Genomic DNA, 24,602 nt, shown 5'->3' with positions numbered 1-24,602 from the left:
CCTTTCTAGGTAATTTTCAGTTGACTAATCATTTGTTCAAGTAGTTTTGGTTGAAAACCAGGAATGATTATCCCAATTTGAGCACTAATATTTTTGGCATTTGCTACTTGTTGTGTTAATGCCTCTTTCGCTTTTTCAATTCCTAAAAGAGCTGGATAGGTACTTTTATTTAAACATTGATCTCTACCAATTTTTTTTCCTTGTTTTTCTTCCGAACCAATAACATCTAACAAATCATCACGAATTTGAAAAGCAAGTCCAAAAGCATTTGCTAACTGCTTTAAAAGGTAGATAATTTCTTCTGATTGATTGGCTAGAATTCCACCAGCCATAAAAGAAAATTCAATTAATGCGCCGGTCTTTTTCCTATGAACTTCACTTAATTCTTGCAAATTAAGTGCCTTTTTTTCACCTTGTAAATCACCAGATTGACCTGCAACCATTCCTTCAGTTCCAGCAGTTTGTCCTAATAATTGTGTTAATAAAATTTTTTTACCTGCTTCAATAGTACTTAGTGCTAATAATTGGAAAGCTCCTGTTAATAAACCATCTCCAGCCAAAATAGCCAAAGCTTCACCAAAAATCTTGTGATTTGTTGGTTTTCCTCTTCTAAGATCATCATTATCCATTGCAGGCAAGTCATCATGAATCAATGAATAGGTATGAAGCATTTCAAGTGCTGCTGCCGTTTGATAGGCACCTTGTTCGATTGGACAATTAAAAGAATTTATTGTAGCCAGCAGAAGTAGTGGTCGTAATCGTTTCCCACCTGCTTGAATTGAATACAACATAGCTTTTTTTAAAGATTGATCAGATGTATGACTTTCAATAAAATTTGCCATCTCTTTTTCAATACGATCTATATGTTTTTGTTTAAAAATTGTAAAATCATTCATTGTTCTTTTTCACTTTCCTCAAACAATACTTCATCGTTTGTTTCTGTCATCATTTTTGTTAGGGTTTTTTCTGCCTTTTCCAAAGTTTCTTGACATTGACGACTTAGTTTCATTCCTTCTTGAAAAGCTGTTAATGCTTCTTCTAGAGGCACATCACCACGTTCCAATTGTTGGACAATTTCTTCCAATATATTAAGTGATTCTTCAAATGTTTTTTCTTCTTTCGCCATAAATTAAAACTCCTTTTCTAAAGATGTCTTACTTTCTACAACTGCTTTAACCATACCATCGGTATAATGAATCGTTAACTGATCAGCTACTTTTACTTCCTGAGCCGAACGAATAACTTTTTCATTTTTTGTTGTATAACTATAACCACGTCCCATAATTTTTAACGGGCTTAATAAATCTAACTGCTGAACCAGTGAAATAAATTGTTTGCGTTTATCTTTCACTATTTGTTGTGTTGCTGTTGTTAAATTTTTATTTAAAAATGATGTGTATTGTTTTTTCTCTTTTATTTGATTTAATGGTGCTTGTTGATAGAGTTGGTTAAGTATAGATTGCGTTTGTAGTTGTTTTTGATGATAAATTGCCTCGGCTAGTTGTTGAAGACGCTGTGTTACTTGATCAAGTTTCAACGTTTGCCCTTCATAAAGACGTTCAGGTTGCTTAAAAACATAGGAATTTTTCAAATGTTTAAAGTGTTCCTCCTGTTGTTGTACTAGATAAAGAAATGCTTGAGCTAATCGTTCTTGTCTTTCTTTAATTTTTAGTAACTCCTCTGATAGAACAGGAACAGCCATTTCTGCAGCAGCTGTTGGTGTAGCAGCTCTAACATCTGCTACCAAATCAGCAATCGTTGTATCGGTTTCATGACCAACAGAAGATATAATGGGAATTTTTGATTGATAGATTGCACGTGCCACACTTTCCTCATTAAACGGCCATAAATCTTCAATTGAACCGCCACCTCGTCCCAAAATAATCGTATCAAAATTTCCAATTTTTTCTGCTCGCTCAATGTTCCTAACAATATCATCAGCGGCTTGTTCACCTTGAACCAATGTAGGAAATAAAACAAGTTGGGCAATGGGATAACGTCTGTGAACCGTTGTGATAATATCCCGAATCACTGCGCCACTGGGACTTGTAATAACAGCAATTCGTTTAGGATATAAAGGGAGTTTACGTTTTACCTTATTGAATAATCCTTCTTTTGCTAATTTCTCTTTCAATTCTGCCAATGCTTGATACAATGCTCCAATACCATCAGGTTCCATATGGTCGATATAAATTTGGTAGGCACCATTATTTTCATAAAGAGAAATCCTGCCTACGACTAAGACTTTCATTCCCTCTTTAGGTTGAAATTTTAATTTTTGAAAGGCCGATTTAAACATAATTGCTGAAATCTTAGCGCCATCATCTTTTAAGCTGAAATACTGATGAGCGTTTACTCGTAAACGAAAATTAGAAATTTCACCAGTTAAATAAATACGACCTAAATAGGGATCAGCATCAAATTTACGTTTTAAATACTTTGTTAGAGCAGTAACCGTTAAATATTGTTGCGTCATGAATTCTCACCTTATTTCACTATTTTTAGCTGCATCAATCGTTTGCTTCATTAACATTGTAATTGTCATTGGCCCAACACCACCAGGAACAGGCGTAATATAATCAACAAGTGGTTCAACTTCATCAAACTTGACATCACCAATTAACTTTCCCGTGTCTGTTCGATTCATGCCAACGTCAATCACAACGGCACCTTTTTTGACAAATTCTTTAGTAATAAAATGACCTTTTCCAATCGCAGCTACAAGAATATCTGCTTTTTTTGTTATTTCTGCTAAATTTTCAGTATACGAATGTGCCAAAGTAACTGTAGCATGTTTCATCGTTAATAAATGCATCATAGGTTTCCCAACAATGTTACTTCGACCAACAACCACTGCTTGTTTTCCAACTAAATCAATCTGATAAGCTTCTAGTAATTTAATAATTCCATAAGGCGTACAAGGCAGTTGTACTGGCTTTCCAATAAATAGTTTTCCAAGATTCATAGGATGAAAGCCATCTATATCTTTAATAGGATCAATAGCAAGAAGAATTTTTTCTTGGTTAATGTGTTTAGGCAAAGGAAGTTGGACTAGAATACCATGAAAGAAAGGATTTTTATTATAATGATCAATCAATGTTAAAAGCTCTTCTTCTGTAATTGTTTCTGCTAATCTTTCAATTTTAGAGTAAATACCGATTTTTTCAGCTGTGATATGTTTATTTTTAACATAAATATTGCTAGCCGGGTCTTCACCAACAATTAAGACAACAATGCCTGGCTGAATCCCTTGTTTTTTTATCTCTGATACTTCTGTTGTCAATTCTAATTGCAACTCTTTTGCTAATTTTTTACCATCCATTCTTATTCCCACAGTTACTTCTCCTTTAATTTCTCATGACTAAAGTATCCACATAATAATGCATTTATTTTAGCATAAAATAATGGTTCTTGATACACCTGAAAAAACGAAAAAGAAAGCAAGTTCACTCCTAGGAACCTTACTTTCTCGCCTTAAACTATTTCTATAAAATGAACAATAGCTAAATTACTCTTCAAATAAAGATAATTTATCAGAATGTTTTTCTATTTCTTTTAATACGTTTGCCAAAATACCATTGGTGAATTTTCTTGCATTATCATCGCTATATTTTTTGGCTAATTCCAATGCTTCATTTAATGCAACCGGTGCAGGGACATCAGATGAATACATCATTTCAAAAACAGCCATTCGCAAAATAACCGTATCTATCTTAGACAAACGTTCAAATGTCCAATTTTTCCCTAAAAGTCTTTTGATCACTTGGTCCAATTCATTCTTATGACTACATACACCATCAACCAAAAAATCAAGATAAGTGGGAATCAAATTTTCTTGATCTTCACTTATTACTTCATAATTATCTAGCATTAATGCATAGTCAATCGCATCTTGTTTTGTTAATTCTGTATTAAAGTCCAAAGGAAATAAAGCTTGTAATGCTTTTTCCCTAATTTCTCGTCGTGTTAATTTTTGCTTATTCATTTCTTTCCTCATCTTCTGGAAATAATTCATTCAAATTTGGCTTTGGCATTTTCTCTGGTACAACAGCAGCTACATGAATATTTACTTCAGCTAAATCAACATCAGTCATGTATAATACTTGCTGTTTTATTTGGTCTTGCATTGCTAAAGCAACTTTAGGTACAGAAACGCCATAATTTAGGTAACAATAAATATCTACTTTCAACTTGTCTGCTTCCGTATGTAGATAAATCCCTTTTCCATGTGCAGCTCGTCCTAAAAACTCTGTAATATTGCTAGTAAAAGTACCACGCATTCCATAAACACCCTCTACTTTTGACACAGCAATTCCAATAATTACTTCAATAACTTCAGGTGCAATAACAATTTCACCTAATAGATCTTTATTATTGATTACTAGGTTTTTTTCATCAATCATCTTTTGTCCTCCTTGCTGAATAGAGAAGAATCATCTGTTATATCAAATAATCAGTTAATAAAATGAGCCGTTCATTCTTTAAATTGAGAAAATGATTCAATTCTAATTTTCTCTCACTTAGTGTATCATTAAATAAGTCGTTTTGCCACCAGAAAAATTAGAACAAATAAATAATTTTCAAAAACTTTTACTTAGTAAAATTAAATAATTTAAACTATCTTTTTCAAAACAATTCTCCTGAAAACAATTTTAAGAAAAAATCGTTCATTTTTAAATAAATATAATTATTTTATATCGGCTAGCTTACTTAGTATTTTTGTAATCATGAATAAAAAATAGTTGCTGACTTATATTTATACTCTTATTATGCTTAATAATAGAATTCTTCTATTTTTTAACTTCATCTTTAGCTGTAAGTTTTAATTAAAAAATTTTAGTTTTATAGAATGATTAATTTCTTTGGTGAATGTGTCAATAATCGATTTCCTTCTTTGGTGATTAATAAATCATCCTCAATACGTACACCGCCTAATCCATCAATATAAATACCCGGTTCATCAGTAACGATATTACCAACAACTAACTGCTGTTCTGATCGCATGGAAATTGCAGGTGCCTCATGAACTTCCAATCCAACTCCATGACCAGTGGAATGACCAAAATTTTCACCATATCCTAATGAAGCAATATAATCCCTTGCAATTTCATCTAACTGCATGCCAATTACACCTGGTTGTGCCGCCTTTAATACTTTTAATTGGACGTCTAAAACGATTTGATAAATTTCTTTTAATTTACTATCTGGCGTTCCAATGGCAAAGGTTCTGGTCATATCAGATGCATACCCTTTATAGTAACAGCCAAAATCTAAGGTAATCATATCTCCTTTTTCAATTACCTTTTCACTAGCTACTCCATGTGGCATTGCCGAACGCCAACCACTCGCAACAATCGTATCAAAAGAAACACCAGCAGCACCCATAGAACGCATAAAGAAATCGAGTCGGTTTGCCACTTCAATTTCTGTCATACCAGGTTGAATAAATTCTAATACATTTTTATAACCGGCATCTGCAATTTCACAAGCTTTTTCAATCATAGCAACTTCATCTTCATCTTTGACTTCTCTTAATTCTTCAATTAATCCTGAAACAGGAATCAAATCACATGGAATAATCTCTTCTAAGATACTGTATTCTGCAAAACTAACGTGAAGTTCTTCAAATGCTAAATTCGCTAAATTTTCTTTTTCAGCGAGATCTGTAACTGCATCAAATAGATGCCCTTTATTTTCAATAATGGTATATTCATATGCTTGTTTTTGTGCTTGAGTAGTGTAGCGAAAATCAGTGATAAAAAATGCTTGATCCATAGTAATTATTGCTGCACCAGTTGTGCCAGTAAAATTTGTTAAATAATAAAGGTTATATGGATCTGTAATAAAATAGCCAGCTAAATTGTTTTTTTTCATCAATTGACGTAGTCTATTTATTCTTATCATCCTATTTATTCCTTCTTTCCAATTATAGATTAATATGTATTTTTTATTATACAGCAGAGCTGAATGGATAAATAGTCTATGAATAAGCTTGGTTAATTTTAAATTAGCGATTTTATTTAATGAATCAAACCAGCCATTTCGATGTTCTGTTTATTCATCATTAAACCTATCAGTAAATATAAAACAGTTTTGTGCTATTTATTTCATCAAATAAATACCAGTTACCCTTTTCTATACAGTCACAAACCATTGCTTTTTTGCTTAAATATCTTATACAATGAGACTATTTTTCATATTTAATAAATATCCATATATTCAGCAAATTTTATATAATTTTATTTCTATTTGAATTTCTATAAAGAAAATAAATTCGTATATTTTGTCATCCAATATTCCCTTCATTTAATGCTAAATTAAAATTAATTGGTTAATATTTTTAAAACATTAACCTTATTTAATATTAAATTAGCAATGATGATTAAGCTCTTTAAAATACTATCTGTTGGAAATATGAGATGTATTCTTTGTTTATTCATTTCTAAACCTATTTACTTTCCACTCTAATCTGCTTGATTTTAAGCAAAACTTATGGTTATTTTTATCATACCATCTTCCTATAAATCTTCAAAATATATGGTATTTCATTATAATGACTTGTATTTAAACTTTTTTATTTTATTTTTAAATTTCTAAATAATATAAAACCACCTGCTAATATTGGTAAGATAAAAAGTACATTTCTATAAAAATAACTCAGTAGCGATTAAACATATAACAGATATTTGTTATGAATAAAAAAGAGAAATAAATCTACATTAATAGATCCTTTTCTCTTCTTTATCGTTTAATCTATTATTAATATTCTATTTATCCTGTTTTTTCAATAGAATATTTTTACTCAATATTCTCTAATTTTTTTACCATACCACCGATTTTATCGGCAAACCGTTCAGCTTCACGTGGATTTTCAAATTGCTTGATCATATTTTTATCTCTAGTACGTCGTCCATTTTTACTAATATAGCCGTGGAATACCTTCACAGCGTACATAAATTTATCACCTCTTATTTTTCTTTTTATACTAAATACATTAAAAATCAATAATCCTATTAATATCAATCAAAAATTATTATCTAACAATTATATTCTAGCAAATAAGTAATTAATTGGCTATTAATATCCTTTTCTATCTAAATCGTTCATTTTCCTTATTGTTTATTTCAATTTTAGAGGAAAATTTATGTCTTGTTAGATTCAGAATATATAAAACAATCACCAATAATAAAATTGCCAAAGCCAACAATAAAGTTTGAACCGCTTCTCCATGAATGATCATTAATTGTCTCAATATAGCTGTAATACAAATATAAATTAAATACCGAATAGGAATATGGTGGCCTTCTTGAATATAACGCAAAATCATTAACATAAATTCAAACAACATAAAAAATGATGTCACTTTTTGCATAATCATTGTAAAATTACTAATAGTCATTGGTTTTAATACATAGCAAGCAATATCGATTAAAAAACGTAACATAAAAATTAAAAGTAAACCAAATAACAGACTAAGAATAATATCTAATAAGGGTTGAATATATCTTTTAATTTCAATAAAATTTTTTTGCATTATCATTTCTTCTATCTATTAATAAATACACATCTATCATTCAAAATTTTTTCTATTTGTAATAATATCATGGGTTTTAAAAAAAACATAAAATTCAATCTTAAAAATAAACGAACAACAACATAATTCTTCATCCCTAACAAATTAGGTACATTTTAAATTAGTCTTTAGGCCCTTCTATTCCTAACTCCAATCAATTATATAATAGAAGAGTTTGGAATTAGTCAATTTCTGATTTTTTAAATTTTGCATTAATGAATTCTCGGCAGCTTAAATAAACAACTTAACTATAGAAAATTTTTTAATCAGCTAAACTTTCTTTTATTCTTTTATAGAAATAATTATAAATGATTATTAGATAAAAAATTCAATATTGATTTATCAAAAGCTATCTATCAGTTATAGTAAATGGATTATGAAAAATTATACTGTCTATTTCATTGAATAGTTTTATTTTAACGCATTAAATTAATCTCCAAATATTCATCTATCCAAATGATGTGTATTATTACTTGCAATATGTTATCTTTAATATAAAATTTTATTGACTACTAGATATTTCGTTTAACTTTGTTCTAGACAGACCGATACCTATATGATTGCATAGCTATGACATTACCTTTCAATAAAAAGTTGTATTGAACAATATTGATTGATAGAGAAATTTCGTATCATTGATGACAAAAGTTTTTTAAATTGATAAGTATCCCAAACATTAATATCTGCTATTAAAGCTGAAACCCAAGTAGTGTCATTATCAAATTAATCAAAAATTTAAATTTAATTTAAAGATTCTTATTACATCTTCCTATGGGAATATACAAAAATACTAGTAAACAAAAAATAGTGGTGAAGACATTTCATTGAATACCTTCACCACTAATATTAATATGTTTTAATTTATAAATTATTATCTTCTTTTAAAATATAAAATTATTAGAAATTAATCACATGAATTTCTAAGTGGTTTTTTCCAAAATATTTTCTATGATATTTTTTCCGAAATTTGTGTTTACTATTTTCTCATATCTTATAAAATTCTTATCTTATAAATGATATCTTTACACTTCTTTTCACATTTATTCATTTTTATTAAGAAAAATATGTAAATAATTATTTATCATTTAGGCTGTAGGTACAATCTCAGTAAATGAATGTATCCTATAGCATTCGAAAGGATACAAACTATCTTGTGTCTTTTTTCAAGCCTTCATAAGATAACATTTCATTGATAATTTTAACTAATTTAAACATTCGATTAGCTAAAGTTTTACTTCTGATTTTCCAAGTCTCTTAAATCATCAAATAACCAACGATTGTAAAAAATACCAATTTTACTGTAATAATGATTAATTATCTTTAGCTAGTACCTTATTAATTCCTCAATATTGTTAACTACAAACAAATATAGCCTTTTTCCTTGATATATGCTCTAAATATAATGAAATTGCTATAACAATTATATGGAAATACATAGTAATTTTCTGCTGAAAATATAGGTAATTTCACCGACGTTGCAATATTGCTTTATCTTTTAAATTCAAATTTTACTCATTTCTCAACAAAACACTAGGTTGATAGTTACCTAATAAACAAAATAATTACAAACATACAGATAAATACTTATACTGACTGCATAGCAATAAAAATTTCTTACGTTAATACTGGTACATAGATTTTTAATTAACCTGTGCAACTATAAATAATATCAGCTATTTTGACAGATTTTTTCTTTGATAATTTTCTTAATTGTATCTATCATTATTCTTTCCCCAGGTTTACTTATCTGTTCCAATTGGTTCACCTTACTAATTACCCATAAATATAGGCTTACATGGTTACATGGATTCAGACATACACACGCTTCTCTACTCTTTGAGTCAGGTGCTAATTTTAAGGATGTGCAAAAAAGACTTGGACATGCGAATATACAAACAACAATGAACGCTTACACCCATCTTACAGATAATAGAAAAGAAGCTACGACCGAGCAATTTATAAAATATGTTAATTTTTAAAAGTATGGTCAAAAGTATGGTCAAAAAAATAATGCATAAAATAAAAAAAGCTAAAACCCCTATAAATAAAGGATTCTAGCCTTAATTTTGCTAAGATTATTGAGCTACTGGATAGACAGATACTTGTTTTTTATCTCTACCTTTTCTTTCAAAACGAACGATACCATCAACTTTAGCAAATAAAGTATCATCGCCACCAATACCAACATTTACTCCAGGATAAATTTTAGTTCCACGTTGACGATATAAAATTGAACCACCTGAAACGGTTTGTCCATCAGCACTTTTTGCACCTAAACGTTTTGATTCAGAGTCACGGCCATTTGAAGTTGAACCGCCTCCCTTTTTATGGGCAAATAGTTGTAAATTCATAGTTAACAACATCAGCTACACCTCCTACTCTTTATTATTAAATGTTTGTATTTGAATAAATTCTGTATATTCTTGTTCAATGGATTGCAAGCCTAAAAGCAAATTTTCCAAAAGAATTTGAGCAATATTTGCTTGTTCTTGTGTCATTTTTGTAATCATTTCAACATAAAGATAGCCATCTTGCTCATCCTTTGTTTCAATAATTGGTTCAAAACCTGCTAGTGCATCAATGCCATTAACTGTACTTATTGCTAAGGCAGATACAGCTGCACAAACAATATCCTTGCCATATGTATCCATTTCTGCATGTCCAGTTAATTTAAATGAAACAATCTGACCAGCACTATTTCGTTTAAACAATCCTTTAATCATTCATAAGCCTTCTTCCAAAAAGAATTAAAGACTACGCATTAATTTTGTCAATAATAACTTTTGTATATGGTTGACGATGACCTTGTTTGCGGTGTGAATGTTTCTTAGGTTTATATTGGAAAGTTACAACTTTCTTTTGTTTTCCGTGTTTTTCAACAGTTCCTTCAACAGTAACACCAGATAAAGTTGGTGTGCCTACCTTTGTAGAATCGCCACCTACTAAGATTACTTCATCAAAAACAATTTTTTCGCCAGCTTCTACGTCTAATTTTTCAACGTAAATTGCTTGACCTTCTTCAACTTTTAATTGTTTACCACCTGTTTTAATAATTGCATACATGCTTAGAGCACCTCCTTCATAAACTTAGACTCGCCATCCTAAGCGGTAATAGACCTATTACACTTAATTACTTACTCTGTGCGGTTGTAGTTGTAAAGAATCATCTCACAATTACAACACTACCATCATACCAAATGCAAAAAAACGAGTCAACAAAAAATTACATATTTTACTTTTGATTTTCATTAATCCACTTGATAAATCAATTATTTTATTCATGGAAAATGAAAAGCACAGTTAAACAAGAAATCCATTTATAATAAAAATAAAGATTGGTTTACTAAAATAAGTCACCTTATTTTTTTAGTTTTTTTAAATTTATCTCTACCTTTATGTTTTTTATTGATTGATTCATTAAATAAAATAAGAAATAAAAATTGAATTTACTAGATGTTTCCTTTCAAAATTATCCTCTTTAGCTAATTAACATATAACAACATTAAAGATTTTTAGCTTCATTTTTAGGTCAATTAAAAAAGTGTAATATTTAATAACTGAAATATTTTTTCATATAAGCTAGCATAAAATATTCGGGTAGATAACAATAATTGTTCAGAATTTAACGGTATCCTTTTTAAATACAAGAGATAGCGGATTATTAAAAAACACTATATGATTGAATTAAATGTCTATTTTAAAATATAAATCATATCATTAGACCAATTAATTAGCATCTTTAAGAATATTGCTTGTCTATTATTGATTGGTAATAATGGATAGATTGATAGTTATTTTGTTATATAAAATAAGAATATCTATTGAATAGCATTCAAGTAGCATTGTCAGTTCAGTTATTATTAACGATACTACTAAAATAAATTTAATTGTTGAGAAATTTAGCTAAGATTCTTAAATCCGTCAATCAATGGCTAACCAGCTATTTCATTATAATTGTAAACAAATATGGTTTGTTTTCATTTTTGTTTAACTAGTTAATAATAGATTAATTATTTAACAAGAGAAAAATCATCTCTTATAAAGACACATAAAAATTGGTCTTTGTAAGAGATGATTCAACAATTTTTTACGTCACAAGAGGGATTCGAACCCCCGACCGTCCGCTTAGAAGGCGGATGCTCTATCCAGCTGAGCTATTGTGACAATAGTACTTAAAACAATAAGCGATAGCTAATTTTGCTCTCTCAGTAACAAGGTAAATAATACCAGAAATTTATCCTTGTTGCAAGAAAAATTTTTTTAATTTATTCTTAATTTGAAATTTAATTAATCTAGTAACTATTAAAATAATTTATTAAACCTATCTTATTCATTTATACTGTTCGCTTGCCACCTATTTATTAAAACAATAATAATTTTATATTAAAATAATTATTGTTAGGTTTTAATTATAAAATATATTGTTTGTTTAATCTATCTAAAATTGATAAATATTAATAAGTAAAATGATTTTTTATAAAAAATTATTTTTTGGTATACCTTATGAATTGCATATTTTATTAATTAATTCTACAATTACAATTAATTAATAAAATTAATGGAAAGAGGTTAATTTGTTATGATAAAACTTTATACCACGCCCAGTTGCACATCTTGCAGAAAAGCCAAAAAATGGTTAATGGATCATGATATTGAGTTTGTTGAAAAAAATATTTTTCGTGAACCTCTGTCTGATGATGAATTAAAACATATATTAGAACTAACAGAAAATGGAACAACCGATATTATTTCTACACGTTCAATTGCCTATCAAAAATTGGATATAGATTTTGATGCCCTAACTTTAAATGAATTGATTACTTTATTAAAAGAAACACCTTCACTTCTTAGACGACCATTATTAATCGATGAATTATGTTTAAATATTGGATTTAATGAAGATGAAATTAGAGTCTTTTTACCAAAAGAAGTCAGGAAACAAGAACTTTCACACATCTTACTATTTACAGGCATGAATAATTAATAAAATAAATAAAAAAGAAATAAAACTATTTGTTGAAACTGAGATTAATATATAAGTTCAGTTTTTATAAATAGTTTCTTTCTGCTGTTTACAAAATGGTCGATTTATTTAAAGTTTAGAGACAATAAACATTTGACAATTTTTTCTTTATACGACAAAATAAAACAATATTCATTTTATTATTTATTAAATAACATATCAATCTTGGTACATAAAATATTATTGAAAGGAGCTTTTCATCATTGAAAGTTGGCTATTTCTATTATTAATTTTAATGATTGCTATAATTGCTAAAAACAATAGTCTAATCATTGCAACAGCAGTTGTACTTATCATTAAACTTTTTCCCTTATCAAAGAAAATATTTCCTATCTTATCTACAAAAGGAATAAATTTTGGTGTAATTATTATAACTATCAGTATTCTTATTCCGATTGCCACTGGCCAAATTGGAATTAAAGATTTATTTACTATATTTAAATCACCACTAGGTTGGATTGCTATTTTTTGTGGTGTTTTAGTAGCTGTTTTGTCATCAAAAGGTGTAGGATTAATTGCTTCTGATCCACAGGTAACTGTTGCTTTAGTTTTTGGTACTATTATTGGTGTGGTTTTCTTTCGAGGTGTTGCTGCTGGTCCAATCATTGCTTCGGGAATTACCTATTGTCTTATACAGTTCATCCAGTTTATTGTTAAGTAACTCATTCACTTAAGCATTAATTTTTTATGTCTAAATTTCAAACTAAAATCACTTTATCAATAGGTCGATGTATGGGTGGATGTATTAATAACAAGTTAGTTTGTTGTTTTTTTTGTATAATATAATAGTCATTTTCTATTTGTTTAGAAAATGACTATTAATCGATTAACAAACTCATAAGATAAACAGGCAAAAATTCTCCATCTTTCGTTTGAAAACCTCTTAGCATTTCAGCTTCAATTTTAAACCCAAATTTTTTATACAAATGGAAAGCACGTTGATTCCTCTTTTGAACAGATAGCTCTAATCTTCGAATCAAATAGGTATTTTTTGCCCATTGTATAATTTCCTCTAATAAAATACTACTCAACCCAAATCCCCAATAGTCACTTAAAAGACTGATTCCAATTTCACCAATATGAGACATTCCTTGCTCAGATGAAGCTTTTACAGATGCTAAACCAATAATTTTTTCATTATTTAAAGCTAATAATGTAATATTATTAGAAGAGGAGTAAAGAGCAGCAAGATTATCTGCTACTTCTTCTTTCGTTAAACGTTGGATATTTTCATCCATCACTAAATAAGAAGTTTCAGCATTTATTTTTTTTATTACGGTAAGCATTTGTGCTGCATCGGTTGGTATTGCTTCTCGGATAGTAATTTCTTCACTCATCAGATCGTTCTTCTTTCCATTTCACTTGAATTTGCTCAAGTAATTGCTTAGAATATCTACCAATTGCCTGTAGCCTAACAAGACGAGTAGTAGGATTACTTTCTTTCTTTTCTAAATAAATTATTAAATAGTCAACTGGTTTTGTGTCTTCTCCTAATAAATTTCCCCATTCAACAATGGATACGCCATTTCCTTCAAAATACTCATCTAGGTATAAATCTTCTGTATTTTTTCCTATTCGATAAATATCCATATGATAAAGAGGGATTCGACCTTCTTCATATTCACGAATAATTGTATAAGTTGGACTTTTTACCATACGATTTATATCTAATCCCTTGGCAATTCCCTTTGTCATTGTAGTCTTACCAGCTCCTAAATCACCGACCAAAAAAATAACGTTTCCTGGTTGTACTTGTTTTCCAATTAATTTGGCCAACTGTTCAACTGTTTCAAGATCTGCATTCTTTATCTCCATATTTTTGACCTATCCTATAAATAATTTTTGTATTTTTCTATAAAAGCTGAATAAACTTATAGTTTTATCTTATAAAGATAATTTCATAAATATCTTACCAACAAAACTATAACAAATCACTAAGCAAAGCGAAGAAAAAACTATTCTTTCTTCTTGCTTCTAAATTCATTTCAATTATTTGTGACACTAGATATATTTTTCATATCTAAAGGTAGAGGAAGTTTCAATTCAATTTCTTGCTTTGTAAATGGGTGCTTAAAATACAAGCAACTACAGTGAAGTGCTTGTCGTTTTATCCTTTGTTTTTCTCTTCCATATAATTCATCTCCCATCAATGGACAACCAATAGCTGAAAAATGAACACGTATCTGATGAGTTCTTCCAGTATGTAATTGAATACGAACGGCTGCAAAATCGGTATATTTTTCTTCTATCCAATATTCCGTTATTGCTTGTTGGCCAGTTGAAATCACCTGACGTTTCATCAAAGATGAATGATCTCTACCAATAGGTAGATCAATCCGGCCATGTGAATCTAAATTTGCAATATTACCTCCAACAAGTGCTTGGTAAATTTTGACAACTCGTTTATTTCTTAATTCCTGATCTAATAAAGCATGAGCAAAGCCATGTTTGGCAAAAAGCATTAGTCCAGTTGTATCACGATCTAACCTAGTAACGATATGAACGACCTGGTTAGCATAATTTTTCTCTTTATAATAAGCTTTTACCCGATTCGCCATTGTTCCATTTGGATGGTATTGAGCTGGAATAGAAGGTATATTTACTGGTTTATTGACAACTAAATAGTGTTCATCTTCAAATATAATATCAATAGGTGTTGTGTCTAACAACATTGTTTCATGTTCAGCTTCATTAGGAATAACTACTTGCAATTGATCATTTTTTGTTAAATAAAAAAGGACATTTTGAATTTGATGGTTAACTTTAATTTTTCCGCCTTGAAATTTGATCTTTGCCAATAAACGCTTGGAGATTCCTAATTCTCTTAGAAAATATTTAATCTGCTTAGGTTCATTTTCATCATAAATCCAACTAAATTCCATGCCTAATCGTTAATCTTCACTGATAAATGCGTCCTTTACTCGATGCCAAAAATGCATATGACGATAGGAAGCAAAGTGAATCCTTTCTTCTGATATCTTATAATGGACAGAGGAAACTTCCTTTTGGAAAATATCTAATTGATCTACTGTAACTGAATAATCATGACTTTCCTGAAGTTTAATCTCTAACCATTCCGTATGAGCAATAACAACTGGTGAACCTAATGTTCGAAAAACACGATTGTTTAATGAGGCAATTTCTGCTAATTGAAAAGCATTAATACTCGGATGTAAAACAGCACCGCCAACACTTTTATTATAAGCGGTTGATCCCGTTGGAGTAGATATAGAAACACCATCGCCTCTAAACCGTTCAAATAATTCATCCTTAATAAAAATATCTGCTACCATTGTTCGATTGCCCCGTTTGATGGTTGATTCATTTAACGCTAAAAAATGTTGTGAAGGCCGTTTGTTATAAAAATCAATTCTTACGTCTAATAAAGGATAGCTAATACTCTTTTCTTGAGGCCTTTTTAAGCTTTCTATCAATTCATCTATTTCATAATCGCGCCAATCTGTATAAAAACCAAGATGCCCCGTATGAATGCCTAAAAAACGCACCTCATTTAATCGATGGTTAAACCGATGAAAAGCTGAAAGTAATGTTCCATCACCACCGACAGAAATGATTAATTCAGGATGCTGTTCATCAATTTCTATCGCATGTTCTTTTAACAACTTAATTAACTTTGTGGTTATTTGCTTTGATTTATCATTATTATTATAAACAATTGCAACCTTCATAAGCTTCTCGACTCCTATACTTACTTATTTTGTTGATTGTCTGTTATTGAATAAGGAAAATATTCATTTTTGATTATCCTCCTGCCATGAGAAAAATAATGTTGAGCCTCTTGTATTTCCTCACGAATTGAAGACATTTCTTCGTCCAACTGATAAGCTGCCTCAGCTGCTCTTTGTAATCTATCTTGTATTTCTTCTGGAAAATGTCCCTGGTATTTATAATTCAATGAATGCTCAATGGTTGCCCAAAAATTCATAGCAAGTGTTCGAATTTGAATTTCAGCTAATATTTTTTTCTCACCGGTAGTTAATTGAACTGGATATTCAATTACCAAATGATAAGATCTATAACCACTATTTTTTTGTTTGTAATATAATCTCTTTCTTGAATAATCTCCATATCATTTCTTTTTCTTATCAATTCTACAATTTGATAAATATCATCAACGAACTGACACATAATACGAAGTCCAGCTATATCTTGCATTTCTTATTCTAAATGATCCATTGCAATATGTCTTAACCTTGCCTTAGTCAAAATACTATCAATAGGTTTTACTCGCCCAGTGACAAACTCAATAGGTGTATGCATCGTTTGCTCATGAAACTGTTTCCTAATTCCTCTAAGTTTGACTTTCATCTCGCTAACAGCCTGCTCATATGGCATTAAAAACAGTTCCCATTCCTTTTCCATCATATCCCCCATTTTCTAGACTTTACTCATTTATTATTTTACCATAAACATTGAAAATAAAATATCTACAAAATGCTAAACAATTTATTTAAATTTATTTACATAGAATTTTATTTAATTGACAAGCCTCTTGAATATATGCAAAAACTAACTTGATTGAAAGGAAGTAGAAAATTTATTATGAGTGAAACAAGAGAAATAGAATTTAAAACCTTGATAAATAAAGAAACATTTCAACAATTAATTGCCCATTTTAATATAACTGAAAAACAATTTTTCATACAAACAAACTATTATTTTGATACAAAAGATTTTCATTTAAAAAAACAGAACATGGGATTGAGAATCAGATGTTTTGCCAATAAGGCAGAATTAACTTTAAAACTACCTGCCACTTCTGGTCTCCTTGAGGTGACAGACAAATTGTCTACCCAGAAAGCAAAAAAAGTTATTGTCTAATGACCAATTACCTACCTATGGTGCAGTTCATAATAAATTACAAGCTCTAAACCTAGATGCTAGACAATTTCATTGCCTAGGATACCTAACAACAAAACGAGCCGAAAAACAAATAGCTGCTGGGTTGCTCGCTCTTGATGAGAATTGGTACAACAATCATCATGATTATGAAATAGAAATTGAAGTAGAAAATGAAAGAACTGGTGAAAAAGCCTTTAATGATTTTCTAAATGAGCTAAATATTCATAAAAAAAAGACACCAAATAAGATAGAGCGGATGATGCTTACTTCCCATTTTCAGAATTTAAATAACTGAAATGCAAATTATTTCATTTTTTCTTTCTTTTTTGTTATCATATGGGATGTTGGTCTAGAGAAATTGCTCTAGACTGGAAAATAGCTAACCGGAGGAATATTAATGGTTGAAATTTATCTTTTTGTGAATCCCCTAGGTGATATTTGCCTAGATGTTGAAAAAAATATTTTATGTTTAATGGAAGAAAACAATACAAAAATACAATTTCGCATTATTCCTTTATTAAACTTAAAAACGATCAACGATTTGATGAAACGCTTAAAAATACCGCTTAATGATATTGATAAACATAACAAATTATCTGAGGATATCTATTCAGCTTCATTAGATTATAAAGCAGCACAATTGCAAGGTAAGAAAAAAGGTTGTTACTTTTTACTTCATCTACAAGAAATGGTTACACAAAAACATATTCCTTATTCAACAAAGTTATCTGAACAGCTTTTAACCGAAATAGGTATTGACTTGGATATGTATAAAGCAGATCGACAATCTGAATTTGTGAAAGAATCTTTTCAAGCAGATCAAAAAATCGCTCAAGAAATGAAAATAGCCAAGCATCCTACTATCGTCATCTATAATTATGCTTGTGAACGAGACTTTGGTGTGTTACTAGAAGATTGCTCATCAATTGAAGAGATCAATCGTCTATGTGAAATAAAAGACTCATCGTTATCATCCTTCCATTATCCTTTTTTACATAGTCAGAAAAAGAAAATATGTGCAACTAGACATCTCCATCTAATTAACTAAGAAATAAATTAAAGCAGTTAAAATTCTTTAACTGCTTTAATTTATTTTAACAAGATTTGATACTATACAAAAATAAATAATAGAGGTAGATTTTGTCGTTTATTTTATTAACTCATCTGTTATTTCTTCTAACTCGGTAAGACGTTTTTCAAATATTAACATAGCATTTTCTATATAATCTGGTCTTGTCATATCAACTCCTGCTTTTTTCATTATTTCTATTGGATAATCACTGCTACCTGATTTTAAATAATTCAGATAGTTTTCCAAGGCATGTGGCTCTTGTGTCATAATTTTATTTGCTAAAGTGGATGCTGCAGAAAATCCAGTTGCGTATTGGTAAACATAATAATTGTAATAAAAATGTGGAATTCGTGTCCATTCTAATGCAATTTCATTGTCTGGTTCAACAGCGTCTCCATAATATTTTCTATTTAATTTTTTATAATTTTCACTTAAATATTCACTTGTTAATGGTGTTCCATTTGCATCTGCGACATGAATAAACTGTTCAAATTCAGCAAATTGAGTTTGCCTAAAAATTGTCCCTTTAAAGCCATCTAAATAATGATTCAATATATAGGCGCGTACCTGCGGCTTTGTCTCTGTCTTTAATAAATATTCTGTTAAAATATTTTCATTGGTTGTTGAAGCAATCTCTGCTAAAAAGATAGGATAGTCACCATACACATAGGGTTGATTTTTCCTTGTAAAATAGCTATGTGCACTATGACCCATCTCATGAACCAACGTATATAATTGGTCTAAACTATCATGCCAATTAAGTAAAATGTATGGAAATGTATCATAAGAACCAGATGAATAAGCACCACTTCGTTTTCCCTTATTTTCCATTACATCAATCCAGCGATGACTAAATGCTTCTTTTACTATATCAAGATACTCACTGCCAAGCGGTTGTAATGCAGCTAATGCTTCATTTTTTGCTTCTTCATATGAAAATTTAATCGGTGCCTCACAAAAAATAGGCGTATACATATCATACATATGCAGTTTATCTACTTTTAATAATTTCTTGCGCAGTTGAACGTATCGGTGCAGCAATGGTAAATTTTTATCAACTACTTTTACCAATGTATCATAAACACTTTCAGGTATATGATTGCTCTTTAACGCTGCTTCTCTAGCTGATGAATAATTTCTTACTTTTGCTTTATAATTAAAAGTTTTAACGTGAGTTCCTAATGTCGATGCAAATGTATTTCTAAATTGACGATACACACTATAAAATCCTTCATAGGCCGCCTTTCTAACATTACGATCAACACTTTCCATTAGTTGACTATAGATGCCATGGGATAATTGAATACTTTTACCTTCTTCATTTTTAATAACTGGAAAAACCAAATCTGCATTATTTAAAATAGAAAATATATTGCTAGGTGCACCAAAAATTTCACTGGCTCCAGCAAGTAATGCTTCTTTATCAGCAGCTAAGACATGAGTTCGATTGTCTAAAATATCTTCAATAAAATGTCTATATTCTTCTAATTGAGGCTCCTCTTTGAAGTATTGCCAAATTTGTGTATCTGGCATTGATAATACTTCAGGTTCAAACCACGAAACAGCTTCACTTACTTGTGCATATAAATTTCCTGCTTTAGCATCCAATTCTTGATAAGTCGTATTTGCTGTATCTTGATCATTTTTTAAATGTGCGTATACATAAATAGTTTCAATTTTTCGATAAATATCTAAAAGATAATGAATTCCATTTAAAAATGTTGTTGCATTATTTTTTAACGTATTTTTAATTGTTTCTGCTTCTTTTAGTTTTTCTATTAACTGTCGACAAGCTAGATCAAATTCCGAATCATCCATAAATATTTTTGTTAAATCCCAAGTCATTTCCTTAGGTATCTCAGATCTGTTAGGTAATTGTTTTATTTTCTCCATATCATTTCTCTCCTATCATTGAATTGAACAAGGTAATTTTATCATACTTGATACGGAGTAGCACTGATATAGCTTTTCATTTTTTTACTAATTGATTGATCTACCTTTAAATTTCTTTTTTCTGCTTGTCTAACCATCCAACTTTCATCATTGGTAGTTGGCAATAAAATCTGACTATCTATCAACCAACGATATAATTGATAAGAACAATAACCTATGCAGACTTTCAATGAAATACATGGAAATGCATAGAATACAGATGAATGTTTTCTTAATTGTTGACTAATTAATTTTAATAATTGATGATGTGTTATTTTTTGATCTACATGTTTATCAATAATCTTCCAAACCAAATATTTTATAAGTATCTCAGATTCTTTGCAGCAAAATAGGGAAATTCCTGGATAATAAAACCAATAAGGTAATTCTAGCAAATGCAAGTGATTACTATATAATTCTTGTTGTAATTTATAGATACATTTATCATTTGTCATTAATTTTTTCGTTAAATTCTGGATATAATCTTTTATCAAATCTGCTGTATTATGGACACGTTGATGAGAAAAAGTTGATAATATTGGATAAAAAAAGATAGTTAATAAAGAAAAAGAGTACAATGGCCAAGTTTTTTTCTCGTAATATAGTTTTTTTGTATAACTTTCTTCAATATGAAAATATAAAATTAAGTTTTTTTCTTTCCAGTCAATTCCCCAAAAATAGAAACCAAAATTTCTAGAAAATGAACAAAAATGTTTTATTAATATTGGAAGTTTGCCTTTTGGTAGTAATTTTTCACCACATATCCACCATGGAATATAGCCATTTTCCTGGTAGGCTTTTGTTCTCTCTTTTAGCCGTTCAATCGATAATGGACTACATTGAATTTCAACAGCAATATTGCCGATTAACAAATCAGGACGTTGTTTTATTGTTGGTAAATAACATTCTAATTGATAGATTAATCCTTCTTTTTTACACCATCTTACCATTATTTCTTTCAGTAAAAGATGCTCTTTCGTTTCTCGCTCACTAAAAAATTCACAGAATTTCTTTGATTGATGGGCAAAATGGGCAAGTTTTACAGAACCATTTTTAATAATCACAGGTTGCTTACAAGCTAAACATAAATAATGCTTTTGCTTTAATTTGTTAATTTCTTCCTTATTTAAAAACATCAGCGATACTAATGAGTGATTTGCTTTATCGTAGGCTTGAAACAAGGAAAATCACCTCCTATCATTAATTACGCATATTTTGGTTACTTCTCTTACTATTCATGTTTTATATAGACAATAAAAAATAAGCATTGAACAAAACAACATTCAATGCTTAATAAATAAGAATTATAATGAATAACATAACCCGAAAAACAAACAATCTTATTCTGCTTGATCACCTATTTTAATAATTAATTTGCCTTAATTAGTGATTAAAATAGCAATTCAAAGTTTCTAAAACGTTTTGCTTGATTAGACATTTACCATATTCACCCAAAATCTCTGGTGATACTTTTGCATGATTAACAAATTCAAGAATTTGCAAAATCTCTGTATTTAACATTATTTCATCCGTATTTTCTAACGAGAAAATTACTTGTAAATAATAATTATTATTATAACTATAAAGGCTTGTCCAAGCAGTCGATAAATCAATGTTATCAGCTAATTGAATCAATTCATCAAAACTACATGCTTTAAAAACCATTGTTTTCAAAGAGGTATCTTTAGAATCTTCCTCTTCATCATATTCTGTCATCAATTGCTTTTGTACTCTTTCAGTATCTTCAGTATTCATCTCATTTAATCCATCTACATTTAAGGAAGATAGTTCATCCATAGAGGCATTTTTACTAATAAATAGTTCTAACCCATCATTTTTTGGTAAAACTTGAAATGTTACTGCTTCACTTCCCTGAAACTCATCTTCTACATCAACTTCTTCTAAAATACTGTAAAAGAAATTTTCAACTTCTTTATGATTACCAAGCAAATCTAAAAATGTAATTCCTCTATCTGCTAAATCTTCATTACCAATCAAAACTCGAATTGTATTTTCATTGATGTGTTCCATTTTCATGTAGCTACACCTCGCTTATGCTTCGTTCAGGAAACTTGCTTACGTTTATTGTAACGAAATCTTTTTAAAAGTAAAGAAAAAATTCAAATAATTACAAATAGTTCAAACTTTATATTTGGATTACTCACTCTATATTTATTCTAGCTGAATTTATTTAAATATAAAAGTATACCGATCAAAAAAGAGAGAAGATAAAAATTAATATTTATCTTCTCTAAATAAATTTTATAATAACTATTTTATATTATAAACCTGCCATTAATTGTGCTTGACGTAGTTCAAGCTGACGAATGTTTCGAGGTAAGAAGCGACGAATTTCATCTTCATTAAATCCAATTTGTAATCTCTTCTCATCAATCATAATAGGTCGACGTAATAAACCAGGATTTTCTTTAATCAAGCTTAAGAGTTCAAGCAATGATAATTCACCTAAATTAATACCAATTTTTTGAAAAACTTTCGATCGGGTTGAAATAATTTCTTCTGTCCCACCTTCAGTCATTCGTAAAATAGTTTTTAATTCCGTAATACTTAGGGACTCTGAAAAAATGTTTCGTTCATTAAACGGAATATTATGATTTTGTAACCACGTTCGAGCCTTTCGACATGAGGTACAACTTGGGGAAGTATAAAGTATTAACATGTGCATCACTCCTTTATTTAAATTATTACACATTTAAAATAGAGTAGCTTACTGTTACTCCATTCAACATTAGTATAACGAAATTCAAATAAAATTACTAGTTCTTTTTTTTATTTTTTTTGTTAATTATCCGTTTTTATTTAACATTATGATTATATTAATAAACTTTATGAATAAATGATAACAATTACATAATAATATTATTTCTTTTTTATTTAGGTATTTTTATTATAACTATTAAACGAATGGGATGGTGAATTTTTCGAAATTTAATTGTATAATAGTTTTAATAATTGATTTTAATAGATAGGGATGATTAATTTAATGGATACTATTTTTTCAGGTATACAACCAAGTGGTACACCAACAATTGGTAATTATATTGGTGCGATGAGGCAATTTGTTGAACTTCAAGAAAATTATTCTTGTTATTTTTGTATTGTTGATGAACATGCAATCACGGTTCCACAAGACCCACATGAATTGAAGAAACAAATTAAAAGCCTAGCAGCGCTTTATTTGGCTATTGGTTTAGATCCAAAAAAGGTTACTATATTCATTCAATCTGAAGTTAGTGCGCATGCAGAAGCTGCCTGGATTGTTCAATGCAATACTTCTATTGGGGAGTTAGAGAGAATGACCCAATTTAAGGATAAATCACAAAAAAACGAACGTACTGGTGTTAGTGCAGGTTTATTAACCTACCCACCACTAATGGTAGGTGATATTGTCTTATATAATACAACATTTGTTCCAGTTGGTGCAGATCAAAAACAACATTTAGAACTTGCTCGTAATTTTGTTGAACGCTTTAATAAACGCTATGCTTCATCAGAAGAAAATATTCTTGTTATGCCTGAAGTTAAAATTTCAGAATATGGTAGTCGGATTATGAGTTTACAAGATCCTACAAAAAAGATGAGTAAATCAGATGAAAATAATAAGGGATATATTTCTATATTAGATGAACCAGCTGTGATTAGAAAGAAAATAAAATCTGCTATCACTGATTCAACGGGTATTATTGAATATGATCCAGAAAATAAACCTGGCATTTCTAATTTATTGACTATTTTTTCATCTCTAGGTGATCAGTCTATTGCAGAATTGTGCGAAATTTACAAAGGACAAGGTTATGGAAAGTTTAAAGGTGATTTGGCCGAACAAGTAGTTGCAACTCTTGAACCAATTCAAGAAAAATACTATAAGCTACTTCAAACCAATGAATTAGATGAAATTCTTGATGAAGGTGCAGAAAGAGCAAGAAAAGTCGCAAATAAAACACTACAAAAAATGAAAGATGCTGTTGGACTAGGTAGACATGGTAACTAATTAAAAATACCTCAATTGATTAAATTTACTTAATTAACTAAATTAGGTATCGAAATCTTGCTTATGTTTTATTTATAAAGAGCATTCAATATTCAAAAGATTGAACAATTCCTATATTGTGTTAATC

Annotated in this window: 26 protein-coding genes, 1 tRNA gene, 2 pseudogenes and 1 other annotated feature; of the genes and pseudogenes, 7 read left to right on the top strand and 22 right to left on the bottom strand. The window is 29.4% G+C overall.

Going from position 1 to position 24,602, the window contains the following annotated elements:
- Positions 1-5: 5 nt before the first annotated feature.
- The 9 genes from MPTP_RS03355 to MPTP_RS03320 all read right to left on the bottom strand — a co-directional run bounded on the left by MPTP_RS03355 (position 6) and on the right by MPTP_RS03320 (position 7,534).
- Entirely contained in the window at positions 6-896 is an 891-nt protein-coding gene (locus MPTP_RS03355; protein WP_013773663.1) for a polyprenyl synthetase family protein, read from the bottom strand.
- Complete coding sequence (locus tag MPTP_RS03350; RefSeq protein ID WP_013773662.1) at positions 893-1,126, bottom strand: exodeoxyribonuclease VII small subunit; 234 nt, start codon at positions 1,124-1,126, stop codon at positions 893-895. The genes MPTP_RS03355 and MPTP_RS03350 overlap by 4 nt, the downstream gene beginning before the upstream one ends.
- A gap of 3 nt (positions 1,127-1,129) precedes the next feature.
- The gene (xseA, locus tag MPTP_RS03345; protein WP_013773661.1) at positions 1,130-2,476 is read right to left on the bottom strand and encodes an exodeoxyribonuclease VII large subunit; all 1,347 of its coding nucleotides are present in this window, start codon (positions 2,474-2,476) and stop codon (positions 1,130-1,132) included.
- A 6-nt stretch (positions 2,477-2,482) separates the two neighbouring features.
- Positions 2,483-3,334 carry a bifunctional methylenetetrahydrofolate dehydrogenase/methenyltetrahydrofolate cyclohydrolase FolD gene (gene folD, locus MPTP_RS03340; protein WP_013773660.1) on the bottom strand — a complete coding sequence of 284 codons (852 nt, stop codon included), beginning with the start codon at positions 3,332-3,334 and terminating at the stop codon, positions 2,483-2,485.
- A gap of 174 nt (positions 3,335-3,508) precedes the next feature.
- Positions 3,509-3,985 (bottom strand): transcription antitermination factor NusB, encoded by a 477-nt coding sequence (gene nusB, locus MPTP_RS03335; protein WP_013773659.1) that lies wholly within the window; start codon positions 3,983-3,985, stop codon positions 3,509-3,511.
- Positions 3,978-4,403 (bottom strand): Asp23/Gls24 family envelope stress response protein, encoded by a 426-nt coding sequence (locus tag MPTP_RS03330; RefSeq protein ID WP_013773658.1) that lies wholly within the window; start codon positions 4,401-4,403, stop codon positions 3,978-3,980. Before MPTP_RS03330 ends, nusB begins: the two co-directional genes overlap by 8 nt.
- A gap of 439 nt (positions 4,404-4,842) precedes the next feature.
- Entirely contained in the window at positions 4,843-5,904 is a 1,062-nt protein-coding gene (locus MPTP_RS03325; protein WP_013773657.1) for a M24 family metallopeptidase, read from the bottom strand.
- An 894-nt stretch (positions 5,905-6,798) separates the two neighbouring features.
- Positions 6,799-6,954 (bottom strand): hypothetical protein, encoded by a 156-nt coding sequence (locus MPTP_RS09695; protein ID WP_013773656.1) that lies wholly within the window; start codon positions 6,952-6,954, stop codon positions 6,799-6,801.
- Positions 6,955-7,090: 136 nt separating this feature from the next.
- On the bottom strand, positions 7,091-7,534 hold the full coding sequence (locus tag MPTP_RS03320) for a phosphate-starvation-inducible PsiE family protein (protein WP_013773655.1): 444 nt from the start codon (positions 7,532-7,534) through the stop codon (positions 7,091-7,093).
- A 1,838-nt stretch (positions 7,535-9,372) separates the two neighbouring features.
- Between MPTP_RS03320 and MPTP_RS09920 the strand changes: the two are divergent.
- A pseudogene (locus MPTP_RS09920) lies at positions 9,373-9,552 on the top strand (tyrosine-type recombinase/integrase); the annotation flags it as partial.
- Positions 9,553-9,648: 96 nt separating this feature from the next.
- On the opposite strand, the gene rpmA reads toward MPTP_RS09920, so the two are convergent.
- The 4 genes from rpmA to MPTP_RS03300 form a co-directional block, all read right to left on the bottom strand.
- Positions 9,649-9,936, bottom strand: coding sequence for a 50S ribosomal protein L27 (rpmA, locus tag MPTP_RS03315; protein WP_013773653.1), 288 nt, complete (start codon positions 9,934-9,936; stop codon positions 9,649-9,651).
- 12 nt (positions 9,937-9,948) lie between these two features.
- On the bottom strand, positions 9,949-10,296 hold the full coding sequence (locus tag MPTP_RS03310) for a ribosomal-processing cysteine protease Prp (protein ID WP_013773652.1): 348 nt from the start codon (positions 10,294-10,296) through the stop codon (positions 9,949-9,951).
- A 31-nt stretch (positions 10,297-10,327) separates the two neighbouring features.
- On the bottom strand, positions 10,328-10,636 hold the full coding sequence (gene rplU, locus MPTP_RS03305) for a 50S ribosomal protein L21 (RefSeq protein WP_013773651.1): 309 nt from the start codon (positions 10,634-10,636) through the stop codon (positions 10,328-10,330).
- Positions 10,637-10,652: 16 nt separating this feature from the next.
- Positions 10,653-10,732, bottom strand: a sequence feature (ribosomal protein L21 leader region).
- Positions 10,733-11,663: 931 nt separating this feature from the next.
- Positions 11,664-11,737: transfer RNA gene (locus MPTP_RS03300), tRNA-Arg, on the bottom strand.
- A gap of 415 nt (positions 11,738-12,152) precedes the next feature.
- Between MPTP_RS03300 and spx the strand changes: the two genes are divergently transcribed.
- A complete protein-coding gene (gene spx / locus MPTP_RS03295; protein WP_013773650.1) occupies positions 12,153-12,557 on the top strand; it encodes a transcriptional regulator Spx in 405 nt (134 codons plus the stop codon).
- Between the two features lie 241 nt (positions 12,558-12,798).
- The gene (locus MPTP_RS03290) at positions 12,799-13,257 is read left to right on the top strand and encodes a DUF441 domain-containing protein (RefSeq protein ID WP_080580425.1); all 459 of its coding nucleotides are present in this window, start codon (positions 12,799-12,801) and stop codon (positions 13,255-13,257) included.
- A gap of 157 nt (positions 13,258-13,414) precedes the next feature.
- On the opposite strand, the gene MPTP_RS03285 is transcribed toward MPTP_RS03290, so the two are convergent.
- From MPTP_RS03285 to MPTP_RS03265, 5 genes and pseudogenes are all read right to left on the bottom strand, one after another.
- Positions 13,415-13,933 (bottom strand): GNAT family N-acetyltransferase, encoded by a 519-nt coding sequence (locus MPTP_RS03285; protein ID WP_013773648.1) that lies wholly within the window; start codon positions 13,931-13,933, stop codon positions 13,415-13,417.
- On the bottom strand, positions 13,926-14,411 hold the full coding sequence (gene tsaE / locus MPTP_RS03280; protein WP_013773647.1) for a tRNA (adenosine(37)-N6)-threonylcarbamoyltransferase complex ATPase subunit type 1 TsaE: 486 nt from the start codon (positions 14,409-14,411) through the stop codon (positions 13,926-13,928). Before tsaE ends, MPTP_RS03285 begins: the two co-directional genes overlap by 8 nt.
- Before the next feature lie 170 nt (positions 14,412-14,581).
- Positions 14,582-15,478 carry an RluA family pseudouridine synthase gene (locus tag MPTP_RS03275; protein ID WP_013773646.1) on the bottom strand — a complete coding sequence of 299 codons (897 nt, stop codon included), beginning with the start codon at positions 15,476-15,478 and terminating at the stop codon, positions 14,582-14,584.
- A gap of 9 nt (positions 15,479-15,487) precedes the next feature.
- Entirely contained in the window at positions 15,488-16,285 is a 798-nt protein-coding gene (locus tag MPTP_RS03270; protein WP_013773645.1) for an NAD kinase, read from the bottom strand.
- A 20-nt stretch (positions 16,286-16,305) separates the two neighbouring features.
- Positions 16,306-16,979, bottom strand: a pseudogene (locus tag MPTP_RS03265) (GTP pyrophosphokinase).
- A gap of 180 nt (positions 16,980-17,159) precedes the next feature.
- Here MPTP_RS03265 and MPTP_RS10210 point away from each other — a divergent pair.
- From MPTP_RS10210 to MPTP_RS03255, 3 genes are all read left to right on the top strand, one after another.
- Positions 17,160-17,438 (top strand): CYTH domain-containing protein, encoded by a 279-nt coding sequence (locus MPTP_RS10210; RefSeq protein WP_013773641.1) that lies wholly within the window; start codon positions 17,160-17,162, stop codon positions 17,436-17,438.
- Positions 17,431-17,754: a CYTH domain-containing protein gene (locus MPTP_RS10205; protein ID WP_013773640.1), complete on the top strand. Its 324-nt coding sequence runs from the start codon at positions 17,431-17,433 to the stop codon at positions 17,752-17,754. The genes MPTP_RS10210 and MPTP_RS10205 overlap by 8 nt, the downstream gene beginning before the upstream one ends.
- Positions 17,755-17,856: 102 nt before the next feature.
- Positions 17,857-18,507 (top strand): DsbA family protein, encoded by a 651-nt coding sequence (locus MPTP_RS03255; protein ID WP_013773639.1) that lies wholly within the window; start codon positions 17,857-17,859, stop codon positions 18,505-18,507.
- A 99-nt stretch (positions 18,508-18,606) separates the two neighbouring features.
- On the opposite strand, the gene pepF is transcribed toward MPTP_RS03255, so the two are convergent.
- The 4 genes from pepF to spxA form a co-directional block, all read right to left on the bottom strand.
- Positions 18,607-20,424: an oligoendopeptidase F gene (gene pepF, locus MPTP_RS03250; RefSeq protein WP_013773638.1), complete on the bottom strand. Its 1,818-nt coding sequence runs from the start codon at positions 20,422-20,424 to the stop codon at positions 18,607-18,609.
- Positions 20,425-20,465: 41 nt separating this feature from the next.
- A complete protein-coding gene (locus MPTP_RS03245) occupies positions 20,466-21,644 on the bottom strand; it encodes a competence protein CoiA (protein WP_013773637.1) in 1,179 nt (392 codons plus the stop codon).
- 202 nt (positions 21,645-21,846) lie between these two features.
- Positions 21,847-22,500 (bottom strand): adaptor protein MecA, encoded by a 654-nt coding sequence (locus MPTP_RS03240; RefSeq protein ID WP_013773636.1) that lies wholly within the window; start codon positions 22,498-22,500, stop codon positions 21,847-21,849.
- Between the two features lie 244 nt (positions 22,501-22,744).
- Positions 22,745-23,143 carry a transcriptional regulator SpxA gene (spxA, locus tag MPTP_RS03235; protein WP_015695165.1) on the bottom strand — a complete coding sequence of 133 codons (399 nt, stop codon included), beginning with the start codon at positions 23,141-23,143 and terminating at the stop codon, positions 22,745-22,747.
- 324 nt (positions 23,144-23,467) lie between these two features.
- Here spxA and trpS point away from each other — a divergent pair, with 324 nt between their 5' ends.
- The gene (trpS, locus tag MPTP_RS03230; RefSeq protein ID WP_013773634.1) at positions 23,468-24,475 is read left to right on the top strand and encodes a tryptophan--tRNA ligase; all 1,008 of its coding nucleotides are present in this window, start codon (positions 23,468-23,470) and stop codon (positions 24,473-24,475) included.
- Positions 24,476-24,602: the final 127 nt, after the last annotated feature.

It is taken from the genome of Melissococcus plutonius ATCC 35311, assembly GCF_000270185.1.
In the GTDB taxonomy this organism is placed as follows: domain Bacteria; phylum Bacillota; class Bacilli; order Lactobacillales; family Enterococcaceae; genus Melissococcus; species Melissococcus plutonius.
This window is presented reverse-complemented; position numbering and strand designations above follow the sequence as displayed.

Coding starts and splice junctions, on each gene's coding strand:
- MPTP_RS03355 (WP_013773663.1), bottom strand. CDS start 896: ATGAATGATTTTACAATTTTTAAACAAAAACATATAGATCGTATTGAA.
- MPTP_RS03350 (WP_013773662.1), bottom strand. CDS start 1,126: ATGGCGAAAGAAGAAAAAACATTTGAAGAATCACTTAATATATTGGAA.
- xseA (WP_013773661.1), bottom strand. CDS start 2,476: ATGACGCAACAATATTTAACGGTTACTGCTCTAACAAAGTATTTAAAA.
- nusB (WP_013773659.1), bottom strand. CDS start 3,985: ATGAATAAGCAAAAATTAACACGACGAGAAATTAGGGAAAAAGCATTA.
- MPTP_RS03330 (WP_013773658.1), bottom strand. CDS start 4,403: ATGATTGATGAAAAAAACCTAGTAATCAATAATAAAGATCTATTAGGT.
- MPTP_RS03325 (WP_013773657.1), bottom strand. CDS start 5,904: ATGATAAGAATAAATAGACTACGTCAATTGATGAAAAAAAACAATTTA.
- MPTP_RS09695 (WP_013773656.1), bottom strand. CDS start 6,954: ATGTACGCTGTGAAGGTATTCCACGGCTATATTAGTAAAAATGGACGA.
- MPTP_RS03320 (WP_013773655.1), bottom strand. CDS start 7,534: ATGCAAAAAAATTTTATTGAAATTAAAAGATATATTCAACCCTTATTA.
- rpmA (WP_013773653.1), bottom strand. CDS start 9,936: ATGTTGTTAACTATGAATTTACAACTATTTGCCCATAAAAAGGGAGGC.
- MPTP_RS03310 (WP_013773652.1), bottom strand. CDS start 10,296: ATGATTAAAGGATTGTTTAAACGAAATAGTGCTGGTCAGATTGTTTCA.
- rplU (WP_013773651.1), bottom strand. CDS start 10,636: ATGTATGCAATTATTAAAACAGGTGGTAAACAATTAAAAGTTGAAGAA.
- spx (WP_013773650.1), top strand. CDS start 12,153: ATGATAAAACTTTATACCACGCCCAGTTGCACATCTTGCAGAAAAGCC.
- MPTP_RS03285 (WP_013773648.1), bottom strand. CDS start 13,933: ATGAGTGAAGAAATTACTATCCGAGAAGCAATACCAACCGATGCAGCA.
- tsaE (WP_013773647.1), bottom strand. CDS start 14,411: ATGGAGATAAAGAATGCAGATCTTGAAACAGTTGAACAGTTGGCCAAA.
- MPTP_RS03275 (WP_013773646.1), bottom strand. CDS start 15,478: ATGGAATTTAGTTGGATTTATGATGAAAATGAACCTAAGCAGATTAAA.
- MPTP_RS03270 (WP_013773645.1), bottom strand. CDS start 16,285: ATGAAGGTTGCAATTGTTTATAATAATAATGATAAATCAAAGCAAATA.
- MPTP_RS10210 (WP_013773641.1), top strand. CDS start 17,160: ATGAGTGAAACAAGAGAAATAGAATTTAAAACCTTGATAAATAAAGAA.
- MPTP_RS03255 (WP_013773639.1), top strand. CDS start 17,857: ATGGTTGAAATTTATCTTTTTGTGAATCCCCTAGGTGATATTTGCCTA.
- pepF (WP_013773638.1), bottom strand. CDS start 20,424: ATGGAGAAAATAAAACAATTACCTAACAGATCTGAGATACCTAAGGAA.
- MPTP_RS03240 (WP_013773636.1), bottom strand. CDS start 22,500: ATGAAAATGGAACACATCAATGAAAATACAATTCGAGTTTTGATTGGT.
- spxA (WP_015695165.1), bottom strand. CDS start 23,143: ATGTTAATACTTTATACTTCCCCAAGTTGTACCTCATGTCGAAAGGCT.
- trpS (WP_013773634.1), top strand. CDS start 23,468: ATGGATACTATTTTTTCAGGTATACAACCAAGTGGTACACCAACAATT.